Annotated in this window: 15 protein-coding genes and 1 tRNA gene; 8 read left to right on the forward strand and 8 right to left on the reverse strand. The window is 68.7% G+C overall.

What is annotated here, in order from left to right; genetic code table 11:
- Positions 1-9 precede the first annotated feature (9 nt).
- From rimK to ACVCMG_RS08415, 3 genes are all read right to left on the reverse strand, one after another.
- A complete protein-coding gene (gene rimK, locus ACVCMG_RS08405; RefSeq protein ID WP_395116059.1) occupies positions 10-912 on the reverse strand; it encodes a 30S ribosomal protein S6--L-glutamate ligase in 903 nt (300 codons plus the stop codon).
- Entirely contained in the window at positions 909-1,385 is a 477-nt protein-coding gene (locus ACVCMG_RS08410) for an ATP-dependent zinc protease family protein (protein ID WP_447115376.1), read from the reverse strand. The genes rimK and ACVCMG_RS08410 overlap by 4 nt, the downstream gene beginning before the upstream one ends.
- 36 nt (positions 1,386-1,421) lie before the next feature.
- Positions 1,422-1,495 (reverse strand) — tRNA-Gly (locus tag ACVCMG_RS08415).
- Between the two features lie 267 nt (positions 1,496-1,762).
- On the opposite strand from ACVCMG_RS08415, the gene ACVCMG_RS08420 reads away from it, so the two are divergent.
- From ACVCMG_RS08420 to ACVCMG_RS08430, 3 genes are all read left to right on the forward strand, one after another.
- Entirely contained in the window at positions 1,763-3,934 is a 2,172-nt protein-coding gene (locus ACVCMG_RS08420) for a DUF6600 domain-containing protein (protein WP_447115377.1), read from the forward strand.
- Positions 3,935-4,081: 147 nt separating this feature from the next.
- The gene (gene trmB / locus ACVCMG_RS08425; protein WP_447097403.1) at positions 4,082-4,786 is read left to right on the forward strand and encodes a tRNA (guanosine(46)-N7)-methyltransferase TrmB; all 705 of its coding nucleotides are present in this window, start codon (positions 4,082-4,084) and stop codon (positions 4,784-4,786) included.
- A gap of 392 nt (positions 4,787-5,178) precedes the next feature.
- Complete coding sequence (locus ACVCMG_RS08430; RefSeq protein WP_395116033.1) at positions 5,179-7,020, forward strand: SLC13 family permease; 1,842 nt, start codon at positions 5,179-5,181, stop codon at positions 7,018-7,020.
- 28 nt (positions 7,021-7,048) lie between these two features.
- On the opposite strand, the gene ACVCMG_RS08435 is transcribed toward ACVCMG_RS08430, so the two are convergent.
- Positions 7,049-7,420 carry a Rieske (2Fe-2S) protein gene (locus ACVCMG_RS08435; RefSeq protein WP_395116031.1) on the reverse strand — a complete coding sequence of 124 codons (372 nt, stop codon included), beginning with the start codon at positions 7,418-7,420 and terminating at the stop codon, positions 7,049-7,051.
- Between the two features lie 77 nt (positions 7,421-7,497).
- On the opposite strand from ACVCMG_RS08435, the gene ACVCMG_RS08440 reads away from it, so the two are divergent.
- From ACVCMG_RS08440 to ACVCMG_RS08450, 3 genes are all read left to right on the forward strand, one after another.
- Positions 7,498-7,776 carry a hypothetical protein gene (locus ACVCMG_RS08440; RefSeq protein WP_395116029.1) on the forward strand — a complete coding sequence of 93 codons (279 nt, stop codon included), beginning with the start codon at positions 7,498-7,500 and terminating at the stop codon, positions 7,774-7,776.
- Between the two features lie 63 nt (positions 7,777-7,839).
- The gene (gene yedA, locus ACVCMG_RS08445) at positions 7,840-8,763 is read left to right on the forward strand and encodes a drug/metabolite exporter YedA (RefSeq protein WP_395116027.1); all 924 of its coding nucleotides are present in this window, start codon (positions 7,840-7,842) and stop codon (positions 8,761-8,763) included.
- Positions 8,764-8,952: 189 nt separating this feature from the next.
- The gene (locus ACVCMG_RS08450; RefSeq protein ID WP_447107179.1) at positions 8,953-10,341 is read left to right on the forward strand and encodes a short-chain fatty acid transporter; all 1,389 of its coding nucleotides are present in this window, start codon (positions 8,953-8,955) and stop codon (positions 10,339-10,341) included.
- A gap of 41 nt (positions 10,342-10,382) precedes the next feature.
- Here the strand turns inward: ACVCMG_RS08450 and ACVCMG_RS08455 are convergent, their stop codons facing one another.
- The 4 genes from ACVCMG_RS08455 to ACVCMG_RS08470 are packed head-to-tail and all read right to left on the reverse strand — an operon-like array spanning position 10,383 to position 14,817.
- The gene (locus tag ACVCMG_RS08455; RefSeq protein WP_395116025.1) at positions 10,383-11,657 is read right to left on the reverse strand and encodes an ABC transporter permease; all 1,275 of its coding nucleotides are present in this window, start codon (positions 11,655-11,657) and stop codon (positions 10,383-10,385) included.
- Positions 11,658-11,668: 11 nt separating this feature from the next.
- A complete protein-coding gene (locus tag ACVCMG_RS08460) occupies positions 11,669-12,835 on the reverse strand; it encodes an ABC transporter permease (protein ID WP_447115378.1) in 1,167 nt (388 codons plus the stop codon).
- 10 nt (positions 12,836-12,845) lie between these two features.
- Entirely contained in the window at positions 12,846-13,532 is a 687-nt protein-coding gene (locus tag ACVCMG_RS08465) for an ABC transporter ATP-binding protein (protein ID WP_395116021.1), read from the reverse strand.
- A gap of 43 nt (positions 13,533-13,575) precedes the next feature.
- Positions 13,576-14,817, reverse strand: a complete 1,242-nt coding sequence (locus ACVCMG_RS08470; RefSeq protein ID WP_447105452.1) for an efflux RND transporter periplasmic adaptor subunit — start codon at positions 14,815-14,817, stop codon at positions 13,576-13,578.
- 238 nt (positions 14,818-15,055) lie between these two features.
- On the opposite strand from ACVCMG_RS08470, the gene ACVCMG_RS08475 reads away from it, so the two are divergent.
- Both ACVCMG_RS08475 and mscL read left to right on the forward strand, forming a co-directional pair.
- A complete protein-coding gene (locus tag ACVCMG_RS08475; RefSeq protein ID WP_395116017.1) occupies positions 15,056-15,742 on the forward strand; it encodes a fumarylacetoacetate hydrolase family protein in 687 nt (228 codons plus the stop codon).
- A gap of 82 nt (positions 15,743-15,824) precedes the next feature.
- On the forward strand, positions 15,825-16,238 hold the full coding sequence (gene mscL, locus ACVCMG_RS08480) for a large-conductance mechanosensitive channel protein MscL (protein WP_447105451.1): 414 nt from the start codon (positions 15,825-15,827) through the stop codon (positions 16,236-16,238).
- Positions 16,239-16,309: the final 71 nt, after the last annotated feature.

Below are 16,309 nucleotides of genomic sequence, written 5' to 3' on the forward strand. Positions count from 1 at the left end.
GCGGCTGTCTTAGCCGGGCGGCGCTACTCCCGCCAGATGACGGACGCGTGACTGAAGCAGTTCCACGATCAATCCCGCCACATCCACGCCGGTAGCGGCCTCGATCCCTTCCAAGCCGGGCGAGGCGTTGACCTCCAGCAGCAGCGGGCCGCGCCGGGAGCGCAGCAGGTCGACGCCGGCGATGCCCAGGCCCAGCGCGGCGGCGGCCTTGACCGCGAGGCGCTTCTCCTCCGCGCTCAGGTTCGCCGCCACCGCGCTGCCGCCGCGGTGCAGGTTGGCGCGGAAATCGCCCGGGCTGGCCTCGCGCTGCATCGCTGCAACCACTTTCCTGCCGACCACGAAGCAGCGGATGTCGCTCCCGTTCGCCTCGGCGATGAACTCCTGCACCAGGAAATTCGCGTACAGGCCACGGAACGCCTCGATCACGCTCTGCGAGCCGCTGCGCTTCTCCGCCAGCACCACGCCGGTGCCCTGGCTGCCTTCGTTGAGCTTGATCACGTGCGGCGGCTCGCCGAGCAGGGCCAGCACGTCGGCGGTGTCGTCCGGGTTGTCGCCGAACACGGTGACCGGCATGTCGATACCCTGCGCGGCGAGGATCTGCAGGCAGCGCAGCTTGTCGCGCGCGCGCAGCACCGCATCGGACGGGTTGGGCGTGTACACGCCCATCATCTCCAGCTGGCGCAGCACCGCGGTGCCGTAGAACGTGGTGGAGGTGCCGATGCGCGGAATCACCGCGTCAATGTCGCGCAGCGGCTTGCCGTTGTAGCGGATCGCCACTGCGCCGGGCGCGATGCGCACGTAGCAGCGCAGCGGATCGAGCACGCGCACCACGTGGCCGCGCTCGCGGGCCGCCTCGACCAGGCGCTTGGTCGAATACAGCCGGGTGTTGCGCGACAGGATGGCGATCTTCATGCGGGGCTCGCGACGTCCGTGGCGGGGGTCGGCCACGGCGAGGGTTGGGTATAGGAAAGCGAGGGGTCGACGACGAAACGCCCGGCCAGCGCGGTGCGCCCGAGCAGCAGCGGAAACAGCATATGGCGGCGATCGGTGAGGTTGATGTCAACGCTGAAGCGCGTCCCCGCCAGCTCCACCTCACTGCGGATGAACCAGCGCTCGGAGCGGCGCCCGCCGGTGTCGGTGACCATGCGCCGGTCCACGGCGCGGGCCTCGGCGTGCACCACCGGCGTGCGTCGCCCGGGATTCAGCGAGAAGCGCAGCCACACCTCGCCGTCGCGCCGGAACGGTTCCAGCGTGTCGACATGCAACGAGCTGCTGCGCGCCCCGGTATCGAGCTTGGCCTTGAGCCGCGCGATGCCCAACGCCGGCAGGGCGAGTCGCTCGCGCCAACCCAGGATCACCAGCCGTGCAGCGATCGGATCCGCCATGGTTCGAGACAGTTCGCAAATCGCGGGATCGGGGAGTGGAGCGGGTGAAGGGAATCGAACCCTCGTCAGTAGCTTGGGAAGCTACAGCTCTACCATTGAGCTACACCCGCCGGTGGGTCGGCGCATGGTAACCCGTGCGCCGCGTGCTTTGGAACTGCCGGCGCGGCCCAATGGCGGCTTAACCGCGAATGGCCGGCGGCTGAACCGGCAGTGGTCGCCGCGTCTGCGCCTAAGGTTGGCCTAACGTTGTCCATGCACATAATCCACACACGCGACCGCCGATGCGCCCCCGCATCGGGCACCGGCGCCCACCGTTCACAGGGGAGACCGTCATGCGGATCTTGGCCAGACTGTTCGCTTCACCTTCGCGACATGCCGTGTTGCTCGCGCTCGGCCTGCTGCTCGCCGGCATCGGCGCCGCCCATGCGCAGACGGCCGCTGGCGACGACGGCTACGCGCCGCCGAGCCGGGTGGCGCGGCTGTCATGGTCCAGCGGCGACCTCGGCCTGCTGCCGGCCGGTGCCCGCGACTGGAGCGACGCCAGCGTCAACCGCCCGCTGACCACCGGCGACAAGCTCTCCAGCGGCGACGACGCGCGCGCCGAGCTGGAACTGGGCGGCGCCACGCTGCGGCTCGACCAGCGCACCGACATGGGCCTGCTCGACCTGGACGAGCAACTGGCGCAGATCGAACTGACCCAAGGCACGCTGAGCCTCAGTGTGCGCCAGCTCGAGCAGGGCCAGAGCTACGAGATCGACACGCCGACGGTGGCGCTGGTGATCGACCAGCCCGGCCGCGTACGCGTGGATATCGACCGCGGCGCCACGCGCGTCACCGTGTTCGACGGCAAGGCCACCGTGTACGGCGAGAACAACACGAAGCGCGACGTGTTCGCCGGGCGCAGCTACCGCTTCGTCGACTCCGACCTGGCCGCCATCGCGATCAGCGACATCGACGGCGGCGACGATTTCGACGCCTGGGTGGACCAGCGCGACCAGCGCTATGCGCAGTCGCGCAGCGGCCAGTACGTCTCGCCCGAGGTGGTCGGCTACCAGGACCTGGACCAGTACGGCGAATGGCAGGACGACAGCGACTACGGCGCCGTGTGGTATCCGAGCAACGTCGCCGTGGGCTGGGCGCCGTACCGTGACGGCCACTGGGCCTACATCGCGCCGTGGGGCTGGACCTGGATCGACGCCATGCCCTGGGGCTACGCGCCGTACCACTACGGCCGCTGGGCGCACACCCATCGCGGCTGGGGCTGGATCCCCGGGCCGCGTTACGCGCGGCCGATCTACGCACCGGCACTGGTCGCCTTCATCGGCGGCGGCGGTTTCTCGGTGGGCATCGGCAGTGGTCCGGTCGGCTGGTTCCCGCTCGGCCCGGGCGAGGTCTACAACCCGTGGTACCGCTGCGATCGCGACTATTACCGCCGGGTCAACGTCAACAACATCCGCGTGACCCGGCACATCACCCGCGTGATCGTCGACGATCGCGTCGCCAGCCATTACGACCGCTACCGCAACAACCGGCCATTCGACGAGCACTACGCCAACCGCTACGCGCCGCGAGGCATTACCGCGATGTCGGCACGCGAGTTTGCCGCCGGTGCCGGCGTGCAGCGCCACCAGGTCAAGCTCGATCCGGCCCGGCTGGCGTCGACCCGGGTGGCACCGCGTGGCGTCGACATGATCCGTCCGCTGCCGCGCAACGCGATCGACCAGCGCAGCGGGCACGTGCGCCAGCTGCCCACCGGCGGCTTCCAGCGCGAGGTGGTCGCCCGCCGCGCGCCGCCCATGGTGGCCGCCGAGCTCGCCCACCGGCCAGGCGACGGGCGAGTGCAGCCGCGACCGGTATCGAATGTGCGCGTGCTGAATCCCCGCCGCGCCGAGATGTCCGCGACGGCGGTTGCCGATCGGCCCCGGCTGCCGGCGCGCCGCGCGGACGACGCCGCCACGCTGCCGGTACCCGAGCGCGTGAACCGCGCCACGCCGATGCCGCGCGAGGAACTGCGCTCGGCACGCTACGCCCACCCGCAGGAGCGTCGGCGCGATGAATCGGCGGCGATGCCGCGACCCGGGGTCAGCTACATCAGCCCGGCCGCGCGCAGCGAACCCTCGCTGCCGCGGGTGGCGCCGATCCGCCGCGCCGATGCCGACGGGCAGGCCATGCCGGAACGCCGCGCCCGCATGCCGGAGTCGGTGGTCAACCCGCCGCGCGCGCGCCCCGAGCCGCGCATCGAGCGTACGCAGATGAGCCGCCCCAACTTCGAGCGCGAGCAACCGCGCGAAGTCGCCCGCCCGACCTTCAATCGCGAACAACCGCGCGAGATTGCCCGCCCGACCTTCAATCGCGAGCAACCGCGCGAGATCGCCCGCCCCACGTTCACGCGCGAGCAACCACGGCCGCAGCCGATGCAGCGACAGGCGCCGCCGCCCGCACCGACACCGCGCTACACGCCGCCGCCGCGGCGCGAGGCGCCGCCGCCGGCGCGCGCCGACGCGCAACGCTTGCGGCAAGCCGACCCCCGCAAGGATCACCAGCGCTGAGCTGACCCGATGACGGCCACGACGGGCAATGGAAAGCCCGCCCGCGCCGACCTGCTAAAGTCTGCCGCCCGCGGCGGGCGCGCGCCTTCGCCCGCTCCTGCCGGCGGCCTCGTGGCGCCGGCCACCTGCTGGCCCCTGGACCCTCGCATGACCGCTGGCGACACCGACAACCTGCCGGCGCACCTGCGCCGCATCCGCAGCTTCGTGCTGCGCGAGGGGCGCATGACCCCGGCGCAGCAGCGCGCCTTCGACACCTTGTGGTCGCGCTATGGCCTGGACTACGCCGGCACCCCGCGGGACCTGGACGCCAGCTTCGGCCGCCATGCGCCACGCGTGCTGGAAATCGGCTTCGGCAACGGCGAGGCGCTGGCCTGGGCCAGCGAGCACGACCCGGCGCGCGACTATCTCGGCGTGGAAGTGCACGGGCCCGGCGTCGGCCGCCTGATGAACGCACTGGCCGCGCGCGACGCCGACAACGTGCGCATCTACAAGCACGACGCGGTCGAGGTGCTGGAGCACGAAATCGCCCCCGCGACGCTGGCCGAGGCGCGCATCTGGTTCCCCGACCCCTGGCACAAGAAGCGCCATCACAAGCGCCGCCTGATCCAACCCGGATTCGTCGCCCTGCTCGCCTCGCGCATGGCCTCCGATGGCCTGCTGCACCTGGCCACCGACTGGCAGCCCTATGCCGAGCACATGCTGGAGGTGATGGAAGCCGCGCCCGGCTGGCGCAACGCCATCGCCCCCGGCGCATACGCCGACAAACCCGAGTGGCGCATCGAGACACACTTCGAACGGCGTGGCTTGAAGCTGGGGCACGGGGTGCGGGATCTGCTGTACCGAAAGGCTTGACCCCACCCCAACCCTCCCCTGCTTCGCGAGGGAGGAAGTGCAACAGGCGCGCCGGGATGCAGACGAGATCCGCGCTGTGGCCGGCCAGCGGATATTTATTGTCAGCGGAACTCGTGGCCGGCCAGGTGGCGGCGGCGCAGGAAGTACCCAAGGGGGCACCCGGCGTCGGTACTCCCAGCCTCCCTCTGCCAGCAGGGGGAGGAGCCAGAATCGGTACGCCCATGCCGCCGCGCCGCATCCTCCCTGTGCCGCTCTTGCCCTCCGATTCACCAGCTCGCGCGCGGGCCCGCTTATACTCAAGCGATCCATCCAGGGACGAATCGTCGCAGCGTGAAGCTTCCACTGCCATCGCCTGACCACTTGCGCGCGTCGCCCCCGCGAGACCTGCGCTGATGGGCCTGTCGCTCACCCCGGAAATGATCCTGGTGCTGGGCCTGGCGGGCTTCACCATGCTGATGCTGGTGCTGGACTGGATCCGCGCCGACATGGTGGCGCTGCTGGTGGTGGTGGCCATCGGCCTGATCGGGCTGATTCCCGCGGACAAGGTGTTCGACGGCTTCGCCGGCAACGCGGTGATCTCGATCATCGCCATCATGATCATGGGCGAAGGCCTGGATCGCGCCGGCGTGCTCACCTATACCGCGCGCGTCATGATGCGCATGGCCAACGGCGTGGAATCGCGCCTGAGCCTGGTCATCAACGTGGTGGCCAGCCTGTTCAGCGCGGTGATCCCCAGCCAGGCGCTGGCGGCCCTGATGATCCCCATCAGCAGCCGACTCGCCGCGCGCACCGGCGTACCCATCTCGCGGCTGCTGCTGCCGATGGCGTTCTGCATTTTCACCGCCACCAACACCACGTTGATCGCGAACTCGCCGCTGATCATCCTCAACGACCTGATCGCCAGCGCCAACCTCAACCTGCCGCCGGGCGCGCACACGATCCCCAAGTTCGGCCTGTTCAGTGTCACGCCGATAGGCCTGGTGCTGGCCGCGGTGGGCGTGGCCTATTTCTATTTCTTCGGACACAAGCTGTTGCCCGGGCACGAGGACGAACGCCTGAAGGTGACCCCCGGGCGCACCGAAAGCTACTTCGCCGAGACCTACGGCATCGGCGGCGAGACCGCCGAGCTCACCGTCACCGCGGAAAGCCCGCTGGTGGGCATGAGCATCGGCGAGGCCGAAGCGCTGCACCAGGCGCCATTGATCCTGGCGATCAAGAGCGGCAACGAGTCACGCATGGCGCCGCCGGCCGATCACGTGATCTGGGTCGGCTCGGTACTCGGCGTGCTCGGCCCGCGCGAGCAGTTGAACCGGTTCGCCAACAACCAGCTGTGCCGGCTGTCCACCCGCATGCGTCAGTTGGGCGAATTGTTCAACCCCACCCGCGCGGGCATTTCCGAAGTGGTGATTCCGCCGGTGTCGCGCTTCATCAAGCAGACCGTGGCCGACCTGCGCCTGCGCAAGCGCTTCGGCATCTCGGTGCTGGCGATTACCCGCGGCGACCAGGTGTTCCGCGACGACGTGCGCGGGGTCAGCCTGCGCGCCGGCGACACGGTGGTGCTGCACAGCAACTGGCGCGACCTGGCGCTGGCCGCCGAGGACAAGGACCTGGTCGTGGTCACCGACATCCCCAAGGAGGAGCAGCGCCCCGGCAAGATCTGGCAGGCGGTGGGTTTCTTCCTGATGGCGCAGGGGTTGGCGCTGTTCACTCCGCTCGACCTCTCGCTGTCGATGATGGCCGGTGCGATCGCGATGCTGCTGACCGGCGTGCTGAACATGGACGAGGCGTACAAGGCGATCAACTGGAAGACGATCTTCGTGGTCGCCTGCCTGATCCCGCTGGGCTGGTCGATGGACGCCACCGGCACCGCCGCCTGGCTTGCGCAGCTGGTGTTGACGCATCTTGGCGGCGTCGCGCCGTGGGTGCTGCAACTGTGCGTGGCGTTGCTCACCCTGCTCTTTGCCCAGGTGATGTCCAACGTGGGCGCCACCGTGATGATGGTGCCGGTGGCGATCAGCGTGGCGGTGGCCACCGGCGCCAATCCGGCGGCCTATGCGCTGATCGTGGCGGTGTCCTCCTCCAACACCTTCCTGATCAGCGCCGGCCACCCCGCGCTGATGATGGTCACCGGCCCCGGTGGCTACAAGGGCAAGGATTTCCTGCGCGTCGGCGCGCCGCTGACGGTTCTGATGCTGGTGGCGACGCTGCTGATGGTGAACCTGATGTTCCGCTGAGCAGCCGGGATTCGGGAGTCGGCGAACTTCAGGGCAGCGCGGCGGGATCGAGGCAGATGAAGCCGTCGACCACCCGCAGCGGCACGGCGCGCAGCGACTGGCCGCGGCAGGGACCACCGGTGCAAAGGCCGTCGGCCTGGTTGAACACCGCGCCGTGCACCGCGCAGATCAGGCTGGCGTTCTTCAGCAGGAACTTGCCCGGCGCGTAGTCGAGCCGGTTGCCGGCATGCGGACAGATGTTGAGATAGCCGTTGACCTGCTCGCCCCGGCGCAGCAGGATCAGGCTCTCCTCGCCATCGGCCAGCATCGCGTCCACCGCGGTGGCGCCGCCATCGGGTACCTGCTCCAGTGCGCATACGGCATGCGCCTGCGACGATCCGGTCTCGTTCACTGTATCCATCGGCACTTGCCTCGCGGTTCGCGAGGCCCCATCGTGGTAGCGTAAGTCGTTGATTTTACCACACGAGTTTTTAACACATGCGCCTCTACCTGCATTCCATGCGTCGCCCACGCCATCCGCTGGCGCGCTTCCTGTCGCTGCTGCTGGGTCTGGCCGTGATCGGCGTGCTGCTGGTGTTCGGCCTGGTGGTGGCCGGCGTGCTGCTGATCGGCGGCGTGATCGTGCTGGCGATTCGCCAGTGGAAGCAGGCGCAGGCACCCGCCGGCGTGCCGACCCAGGGCTCGGCGAAACCCCAGCCGGCGGTGCTGGAAGGCGAGTTCCGGGTGATCCGCCAGGGGCGTCCCGTCACGCATTGAGGCGCACGTGCGCGCTTACCCGCGGCACGGGGATAATGCGGCTCCCCCACCCGATCCTTCCCCATGTCCGAAATCCCCGCCTCCCTCGCGGCCGACGCGCCGCGCCGCCTGACCGATCCCCGCGTCCTGATCCCGCTGGGGTTGTTCGCGCTGTACGTGATCTGGGGTTCGACCTATCTGGGCATCCGTTTCGCGCTGGAAAGCTACCCGCCGTTCCTGCTCGCCGGCGTGCGCTTCCTCGGCGCCGGCATCGCGCTGTACGGCTTCCTGCGCTGGCGCGGGATGGCGCCGCCGACACCGCTGCAGTGGCGCAACGCGGCAATCACCGGCCTGCTGCTGCTCGGCATGGGCAACGGACTGGTGTGCTTCGCCGAAGAACGGGTGAGCTCGGGCATCGCCGCGGTGGCGGTGGCCAGCATGCCGCTGTTCGCGGCGCTGTTTTCCGGCATGTACGGCGAGTGGCCGCACCGGCGCGAGTCGATCGGCCTGGCGATCGGCTTCGCCGGCGTGATCGTGCTCAACCTGGGCAGCAGCCTGGCCGGCTCGTCGCTGGGCGCGGCCGCCCTGCTGCTGGCCGCGGCGGCATGGGCGTTCGGCTCGGTGTGGAGCCGACGCCAGACGATGCCGCCCGGCCCGATGAACACCGCCGCGCAGATGCTGTGCGCCAGCCTCGCCCTGCTCGTCGTGGGCTTCGCCAGTGGCGAGCACCTGCCCGCACACCCGAGCACCCGCGCCACGCTGGCACTGGTCTACCTGGCGGTGTTCGGTTCGATCATCGCGTTCAGCGCCTACCTGTACGTGCTCAAGCACGCGCGCCCGGCGCTGGCCACCAGCTACGCCTACGTCAACCCGCCGGTGGCCGTGCTGTTCGGCGTGCTGCTGGCCGGCGAGCACGTGGGACCGTTCGACCTGGCCGGCATGGCGATCATCCTGGCCGGCGTGGCGGTGATCACGCTCGCCAGGACACGGCGCGTGGCGAAACCGTAGAAGCCCGCTCGCGGGCGATGCTCCTGCTCTGGCGAATCCCGAATCCCTGCCCCAAGAGCATCGCCCGCAAGCGGGCTCCTACCCCTGATGGTGCGCTCGACCATGGTCGGCTTGCCGGCACGGCTGCCGCGGCGCGACGATGACCCGACCACGGCGGAGAACGGCATGAACGCATCGCAAGACGGCTGGATGGCGCGCGCTGCCCTGCGCAGCGCGGCGTGGGCGGAGCGCTGGTTCCCCGATGCCTGGGTGTTCGCGGCGCTGGGCGTGGTGCTGGTGGCGCTGGCCGCGTTCGCATTCGGCGCCGCGCCCGTGGCCACGGTCAACGCCTTCGGCGACGGCTTCTGGAGCCTGATCCCGTTCACCATGCAGATGGCCTTCGTGGTGATCGGCGGCTACGTGCTGGCCACTGCGCCGGTGGTGGCGCGCTTCATCGACGTGCTGGCGCGCGCGCCGCGCACCGGACGCGGCGCGATCGTGTACGTCGCGTTTGTAAGCATGCTCGCGTCGCTGCTTTCCTGGGGTTTCTCGCTGGTGTTCGGCGGGCTGCTGGTGCGCGCGCTGGCGCGGCGCGACGAGCTGCACATGGATTACCGCGCGGCGGGTGCGGCCGCGTATCTCGGCCTGGGCGCGATCTGGGCGATGGGGTTGTCCTCGTCGGCGGCGCAGTTGCAGGCGAACCCGGCCAGCATGCCGCCGGGCCTGCTCGCGATCACCGGCGTGCTGCCCTTCAGCCAGACCATCTTCCTGTGGCAGTCGATCGTGCTGACCGCGGTGCTGATCGTGGTGTCGCTGCTGGTGTGCTGGTTCACCGCGCCGTCGGATGCGAACGCCCGCACCTCGAAGGATTTCGACATCGGCGAAAGCTCGACGCCCGCGTTGCCGCCGCGCACGCGCCCGGGCGAATGGCTGGAATACAGCCCGCTGCTGGCGCTGGCGATCGGCCTGCTGGGGCTGGGCTGGCTGGGCCACGAGTTCGCGACCAAGCCGGCGGTGACCGCGATCGCCAACCTCAATACCTACAACTTCCTGTTCCTGACCGCAGGGCTCCTGCTGCACTGGCGCCCGCGCAGCTTCCTCGACGCGGTGCATCGCGCCGTGCCGAGCACCGCCGGCGTGCTGATCCAGTTCCCGCTGTACGGCGGCATCGCCGCCCTGCTCACCCACGTGCCCGGCGCCGACGGCTCCACCCTGGCGCACCGGTTGTCGAACCTGTTCGTGCACATTGCCGGGCAGGAAAGCTTCCCCGCGGTGATGGGCGCGTACTCGGCGATCCTCGGCTTCTTCGTGCCCTCCGGTGGCGGCAAGTGGCTGGTCGAGGCGCCGTACGTGATGCAGGCGGCGAACGACCTGCACGTGCACCTGGGCTGGGCGGTGCAGGTATACAACGCGGCCGAGGCGCTGCCCAACCTGATAAACCCGTTCTGGATGCTGCCGCTGCTCGGCGTGCTGGGGCTGAAAGCGCGCGACGTGGTCGGCTACACCTTCGTGCAACTGGTGGTGCACGTGCCGCTGGTGCTGGGCATGCTGTGGCTGCTGGGCATGACGCTGGACTACGTGCCGCCGGTGATGCCGTAGCCGGCAGGGCGGGAGCGCGCCATGCGCTCCCGCCATCGACGCTATAGCTCGCGCAACGCCGTGGTCACCGGCAATCGCGCCGCGCGGACCGCGGGGAACAATCCGCCGATGAAGCCGATGGTAAGCGCCCACAACAGCCCGACCCACAGCAGTTCGGCGGAGACCTTGAGCTCGAAACTGAGCTTGCCGACCGAACCGGCCGCGAGTGTGGACGCGCTGTAGCCGTTGAACACCAGCCACGCCAGCAAGCCGCCGATCAGGCCGCCGAGCAGCGCAAGCAACATGGTTTCGAGCATCACCGCCACCACCACCGGCAGCCCGCGGAAGCCGATCGCCCGCAGCGTGGCGATCTCGCGCGCCCGTGCCGCGACCGCGGCGAACATGCAGTTGAGCGCACCGAAGATCGCGCCGATCGCCATGATCGAGCCGACCACGATGCCGATGATGGTCAGGAAGCTGCTCATGCCTTCGGACTGCTTGCTGAAATAGTCGAGCGTGGTGCTGACGTCCACCTTCAATTGCGGATTCGCTTCCAGCGTGGCCTTGAAGGCATCGAATGCGCCAGGATCGGCCAGCTTCACGGTGACCGATGCGCGGCTGCTGCCACGGCGGTAGGTATCGGCCACGACGCCGGCATCGCCCCACACTTCCGAATCCATCGAGTCGCCGGAAGCAAACACGCCGACCACGGTCCACAGCTGGCTGCCGAGACGGACCTGATGGCCTGGCTCCAGCCCGGCGAATTGCCGCGCGGCGCCCTTGCCGACGATGAGCTCGCGCATGCCTGGGGTGAACTTGCGGCCCTCGACGATCTTCAGGTTCGGCCGCACCGCCCAGGCCTGGTCGCTGACGCCGCGCAGTTGCACGCTGCCCTCTTCGTCCGGCTGGCCACCCTTGATCGGCAGGTTCGCGGCCACCACCAGCTCGGGCGAGGCGATCGGCTGGCCCTTGGCGTCCTTGGCGATGCCGGCGGTCTGCGGGATCAGCGTCACGCTGTCATGGTCGAGCACCGACATCACCTCGGAGGCGGATGCGCCGCGCATCACGATGGCCGTATCCGTGCTGCCGGTCTTGCTCAGCGTCTCGCGATAGCCATCGCTCATCGCCAGCAATGCCACCAGCACCGCCACCACGCCGGCGATGCCGATCACGATCACCGACGACATGCCAAGCCGCTGGCGCAGCGTGCCGATGCCGACCGCGGTGACCGAGATGGCCTGCCTGCCCTGGCGGGCGAACAGCATCCACACGGCGAGCAACACGACCGAAAACACGGTGAGTGCGGAGAAAAACAACATCAGGGAATGCAGGAACATGGTCGTTCTCCTCAGCGGCCAGCCAATGCGTCGACGATGTTCAGCCGCATCGCGCGCATGGCAGGCAAAGCACCGACCAGCAAGCCGGCGGCGATCATCAACAGCACCCCACGCAACCAGATGCCGCCATCCACCGGCGCCATCGGAATCGCGCCGCCCATCGCCGCATGCACGCCGCCGACCACCAGCGTCGCCAGCGCCAGACCCAGCACGCCGCCGAGCAGCAACAGCAGCACCGACTCGGCCAGCACCATCGCCAGCACGCTGTGGCTGGAGAAGCCGATCGTCTTCAGCACCGCCAGTTCGGACGTCCGTTCGCGCACCGCCTGCATCATCGTGTTGCCCGACAGCAGCAGCAGGGTGAAGAACACCGCGCCCATGATCGAGGTGACGATCAGGCCGATATCGGCCAGCTGCTTCATCCACGATGCGGTGGCGGCGGCTTCGGTCTGCGTGCGCGTCTCGTGATCGGAGTTGGCCGAGATGGCATCGATCGCCTTGGCCACCCGATCGGCCTGGTTGACGTCGGTGACGCGGGTGACATACCAGCCGACCTGGCCACGGTTGTACGGCGTGGTTTCGTCGAAATATTTCCAGTTCAGCAGGAACATCTGGTCGTAGAAGCCACCGGACTTCTTGTCCTTCGAATGCAGGATGCCGACGATGTCGAAGGTCCAGTTCTTGCTGCCTTCATGGTTGGGAAAGATGGTCGACTGCATCGGGATCTTGTCGCCCACCTTCCAGTGGAACCGCTGGGCCAGTTTTTCGCCGACCAGCGCGCCGGTGCGGGTGGTCTCGAACGCCTTGCGCTCGGCCGGACTCACTTCCATCTCCGGATAGAGGTCGAGGTAGTTAGGTTCCACCGCGAAGCTGAAGACCTGGTTGTGCGGGTCCTGGTAGGCGCCGCCGAACCAGTTCGCATAGGTGACCATCTTCACGCCGGGCACCTGGGCGATCCGCGCCTCCAGCGACTGCGGCAGGGTCTGGATGAAGGACAGCCGCGAGCCGGTCTGCAGCCGCTCGGCGCCGTTGGCGCTGTTGCCGGCCTGGTCGAACCCGGTGCGCACGGCGTCAAGCATGCCGAACAGCAGGAACGCGGCAATGATCGACACCAGGGTGAGTATCGTGCGGGTCTTGCGCCGGAACAGCGCAGCCCAGATCAGATGAAAGTATTTCATCGCCGTCTCCTCACGCCGCGGCCTGTTCGACCAGGGTGCCCTTGTCCAGATGCAGCGTGTGGCTGGCGTATTCGGCGGCCTTCGGATCGTGCGTGACCATCACGATGGTCTTGCCGTGTTCGCGGTTGAGCTGCTGCAGCAGGCCGAGCACGTCCTCGGCGGACTGGCGGTCGAGATCGCCGGTCGGCTCGTCGCAGACCAGCAGGGCCGGGTCGGAAACGATCGCGCGTGCGATCGCTACGCGCTGCTGCTGGCCGCCGGACAGTTCGCTCGGCTTGTGGCTGGCGCGATCGGAGAGGCCGACCAGCTGCAGCGCGATGGCCGCGTTCTTCTTGCGCTGTGCGGCCGAAAGCTTCGTCAGCAGCAGCGGCAACTCGACGTTGCGCTGGGCCGAGAGCATCGGCATCAGGTTGTAGAACTGGAAGATGAAGCCCACGTTCGAGGCGCGCCATTTCGCCAGCGCGCCGCCGCCGAGCTGGTCGATGCGCTGGCCGCCCACGCGGATGCTGCCGGCGCTGGGCGTGTCGAGCCCGCCGATCAGGTTGAGCAAGGTGGTCTTGCCGGAGCCCGATGGCCCCATCAGCGCCAGGAAATCGCCTTCGGCGATGTCCAGGTTGACGTGGTGCAGCACTTCGACTTTCTGTTTGCCGCGCGTGTAGGTCTTGGCAAGGTCGTGGATCTCGATCAATGCGCCCATGGTGGATCTCCAGTGAACATGCTTGCAGGAGTTGTGAATCGAATTACGGCTTCTTCGTCTGGACGGCCGAGCCATCGTGCAGTTCGGCCGGCGGCGAAACCACCACGCTGTCGCCCGGCTTCACCGCGGCCGGCAACAGGCGGAACTCGCCATAGGCCTGCGCCACCGGGCTCACCGTGCGCTGGCGCACCGCCTCGCCGTCGACCACGAACACCACGCTGCGGCCATCGCGCTGTGCGACTGCAGTGGCCGGCACCAGCACGCCCTGCGGCAGCGGCGCGCTGGCGCCTTGTTTTTCTTCCAGGAATGACACCCGCGCGCCCATGTCCGGCACCACGCGCGCATCCTTCCTTTCCAGCGCCACGCGCACCTTTATGGTGGCCTTGCCACGATCCGCGGTGGGCACGATGGCGACCACGTGGGCAGGAATGCGCCAGTCCGGATACGCATCCAGCACCGCTTCGGCCGACATGCCCGGCTTCACGCGGCCGATGTGCGCCTCGTTGACGTCGACGTCGACCTCCAGCGAACCCATGTCGACGATGGTGCCCACGCCGGTGCGGGTGAAGCCGCCGCCGGCGGAAAGCGGCGAGATGATCTCGCCCACCTGCGCGTCCTTGGTGGTGACCACGCCGCTGAACGGCGCGCGTACCACGGTGTAGTCGAAGTTCACCTTCGCCACATGGGCCTGCGCGTCGGCGGACCTGGCCTGCTGCCGCTGCGAATCCAGCTGGGCACGCAGGCTGTCGACCTGGGTCTGTGCCTGTTCGGCACTCTGTTTCGACACCAGGCCGCGGGCGGCCAGCGACTGCAGCCGCGCCGCATCGTGCACGCTCTGCGCCAGCTGCGCCCGGTTCTGCGCGACCAGTGCATGGGCCGCGTCCGCCTGCGCCCGCGCGGCCGCCAGGTTGGCCTTGTAGCCGCTGTCGTCCAGCCGGGCCAGCACCTGGCCTTGCGTCACGTGATCGCCTTCCTCGATCAATACGGCGGTCAGCGTGCCGGTGATCTGCGCCGACACCGTGGCCTGCCGCCGCGCGGTGACGTAGCCGGTGGCCTGCAGCACCGCGCCGGCTTCGCTGTTGGCCGTGGGCGCGACCGCAGTGGCCGTCTGCACGGCCACCGCACGATGCCCGAGCAGCATCCAGCCCGCGCCACCGAGCAGCACCAGCACCGCAATCAGCCCTCCGGCGATCCATGGCCAGCGGCCACGACCATCACCATGGTCCTCGCGCTGGTGGCGTTCGATGCGCAGTTCTTTCAACAGTTCATCGTTATCCACATCCATCCCCGTTTTTTACGGCTGCCCAGTGACGACTTCCAGCATGGACGACGTGGCTGCGCCCTGCCATGGCACAGCATCAATCATCGTTGGTGACAGCTGTCACCTGCCACCGTGCCGAGACCGGCGCCATCAAGCATTGACGAACGAGGTCGGGTGGAATCGACACCCTGCAGGACTGTCGCAGCGGCCCTGCTGCGGTTCCCCCGCCATTGCGCCGCCCGGCTTTGCTACGCTTGCCGACATGAACTACATCCTTGCCGCACCCGCCATCCCCAGCCTGCCGGTCATCGGCAGCGACCAGCGCTTTCCGGTCCGCCGGGTGTTCTGCATCGGCCGCAACTACGCCGAGCATGCGCGCGAAATGGGTGCCACGGTGGACAAGGCCGCGCCGATGTTCTTCTGCAAGCCGGCCGATGCGGTGGTTGCCGACGGCGCCGACGTGCCCTACCCCACGGCGACCGCCGACCTGCACCACGAAGTGGAGATGGTGGTGGCGCTGGGCGCGGGCGGACGCGAGCTTGAACCGGCTGCCGCGGCCGCGCTGGTGTGGGGCTACGGCGTGGGGCTGGACCTGACCCGGCGCGACCTGCAGGCGCAGGCCAAGGCGAAAGGTCATCCGTGGGACGTAGCCAAGGCATTCGACCATTCCGCGCCGGTCTCCGCGCTGCGCCCGGCGGCGCAGGCGAGCGTCGACGCGGATACCGTGCTGCGCCTGCACGTCAACGACGAGCTGCGCCAGCAGGCGCGCCTGGGCGAGATGATCCACGACGTGCCGCACATCCTCGCCGCGCTGTCGCGGTTGTTCGAACTGAAACCCGGCGACCTGGTATTCACCGGCACGCCCGCCGGGGTGGCGGCGCTCCAGCGCGGCGACCGCTTTCACGCCGAGCTGGTCGGCGTGGCCGAACTGGCCGGACAGATCGTCTGAAACCGCGTTTCGCCGCCTGTCCTGCGCCCTCACGCTGCGCTAAAGTCCCCCCTGCCATCTGGCAAAACCCGGGGAGAAACGCATGAGCATGCTGCAGGAATTCAAGGCGTTCGCGATGCGCGGCAACGTGATGGACATGGCCGTCGGTATCGTCATCGGCGGTGCGTTCGGCAAGATCGTCAGCTCGCTGGTCAGCGACGTGATCATGCCGCCGATCGGCTGGATCACCGGCGGCATCGACTTCTCCAAACTGAAGTGGGTGATCAAGCCGGCCGACGACAGCGATCCGGCACACAAGATTGCCGAGGTGGCGATCAGCTACGGCAGCTTCATCAACACCATCATCACCTTCATCATCATCGCGTTCGCGATCTTCATGGTGATCAAGGCGATGAACCGCATGCAGAGGAAGCAGGAGGAGGCGCCCGCCGCGCCGCCGGCCGACGTCGCCCTGCTCGCCGAGATTCGCGACCTGCTGAAGAACAGACAGCCGTGACCCGCCGGCGGTAGCGGCCCTGGTCGCTGCCGCCGCCCATGACTTCTGGCCTAAGCACGACCCGGCCGCCA

The organism is Rhodanobacter sp. UC4451_H18, assembly GCF_052978225.1.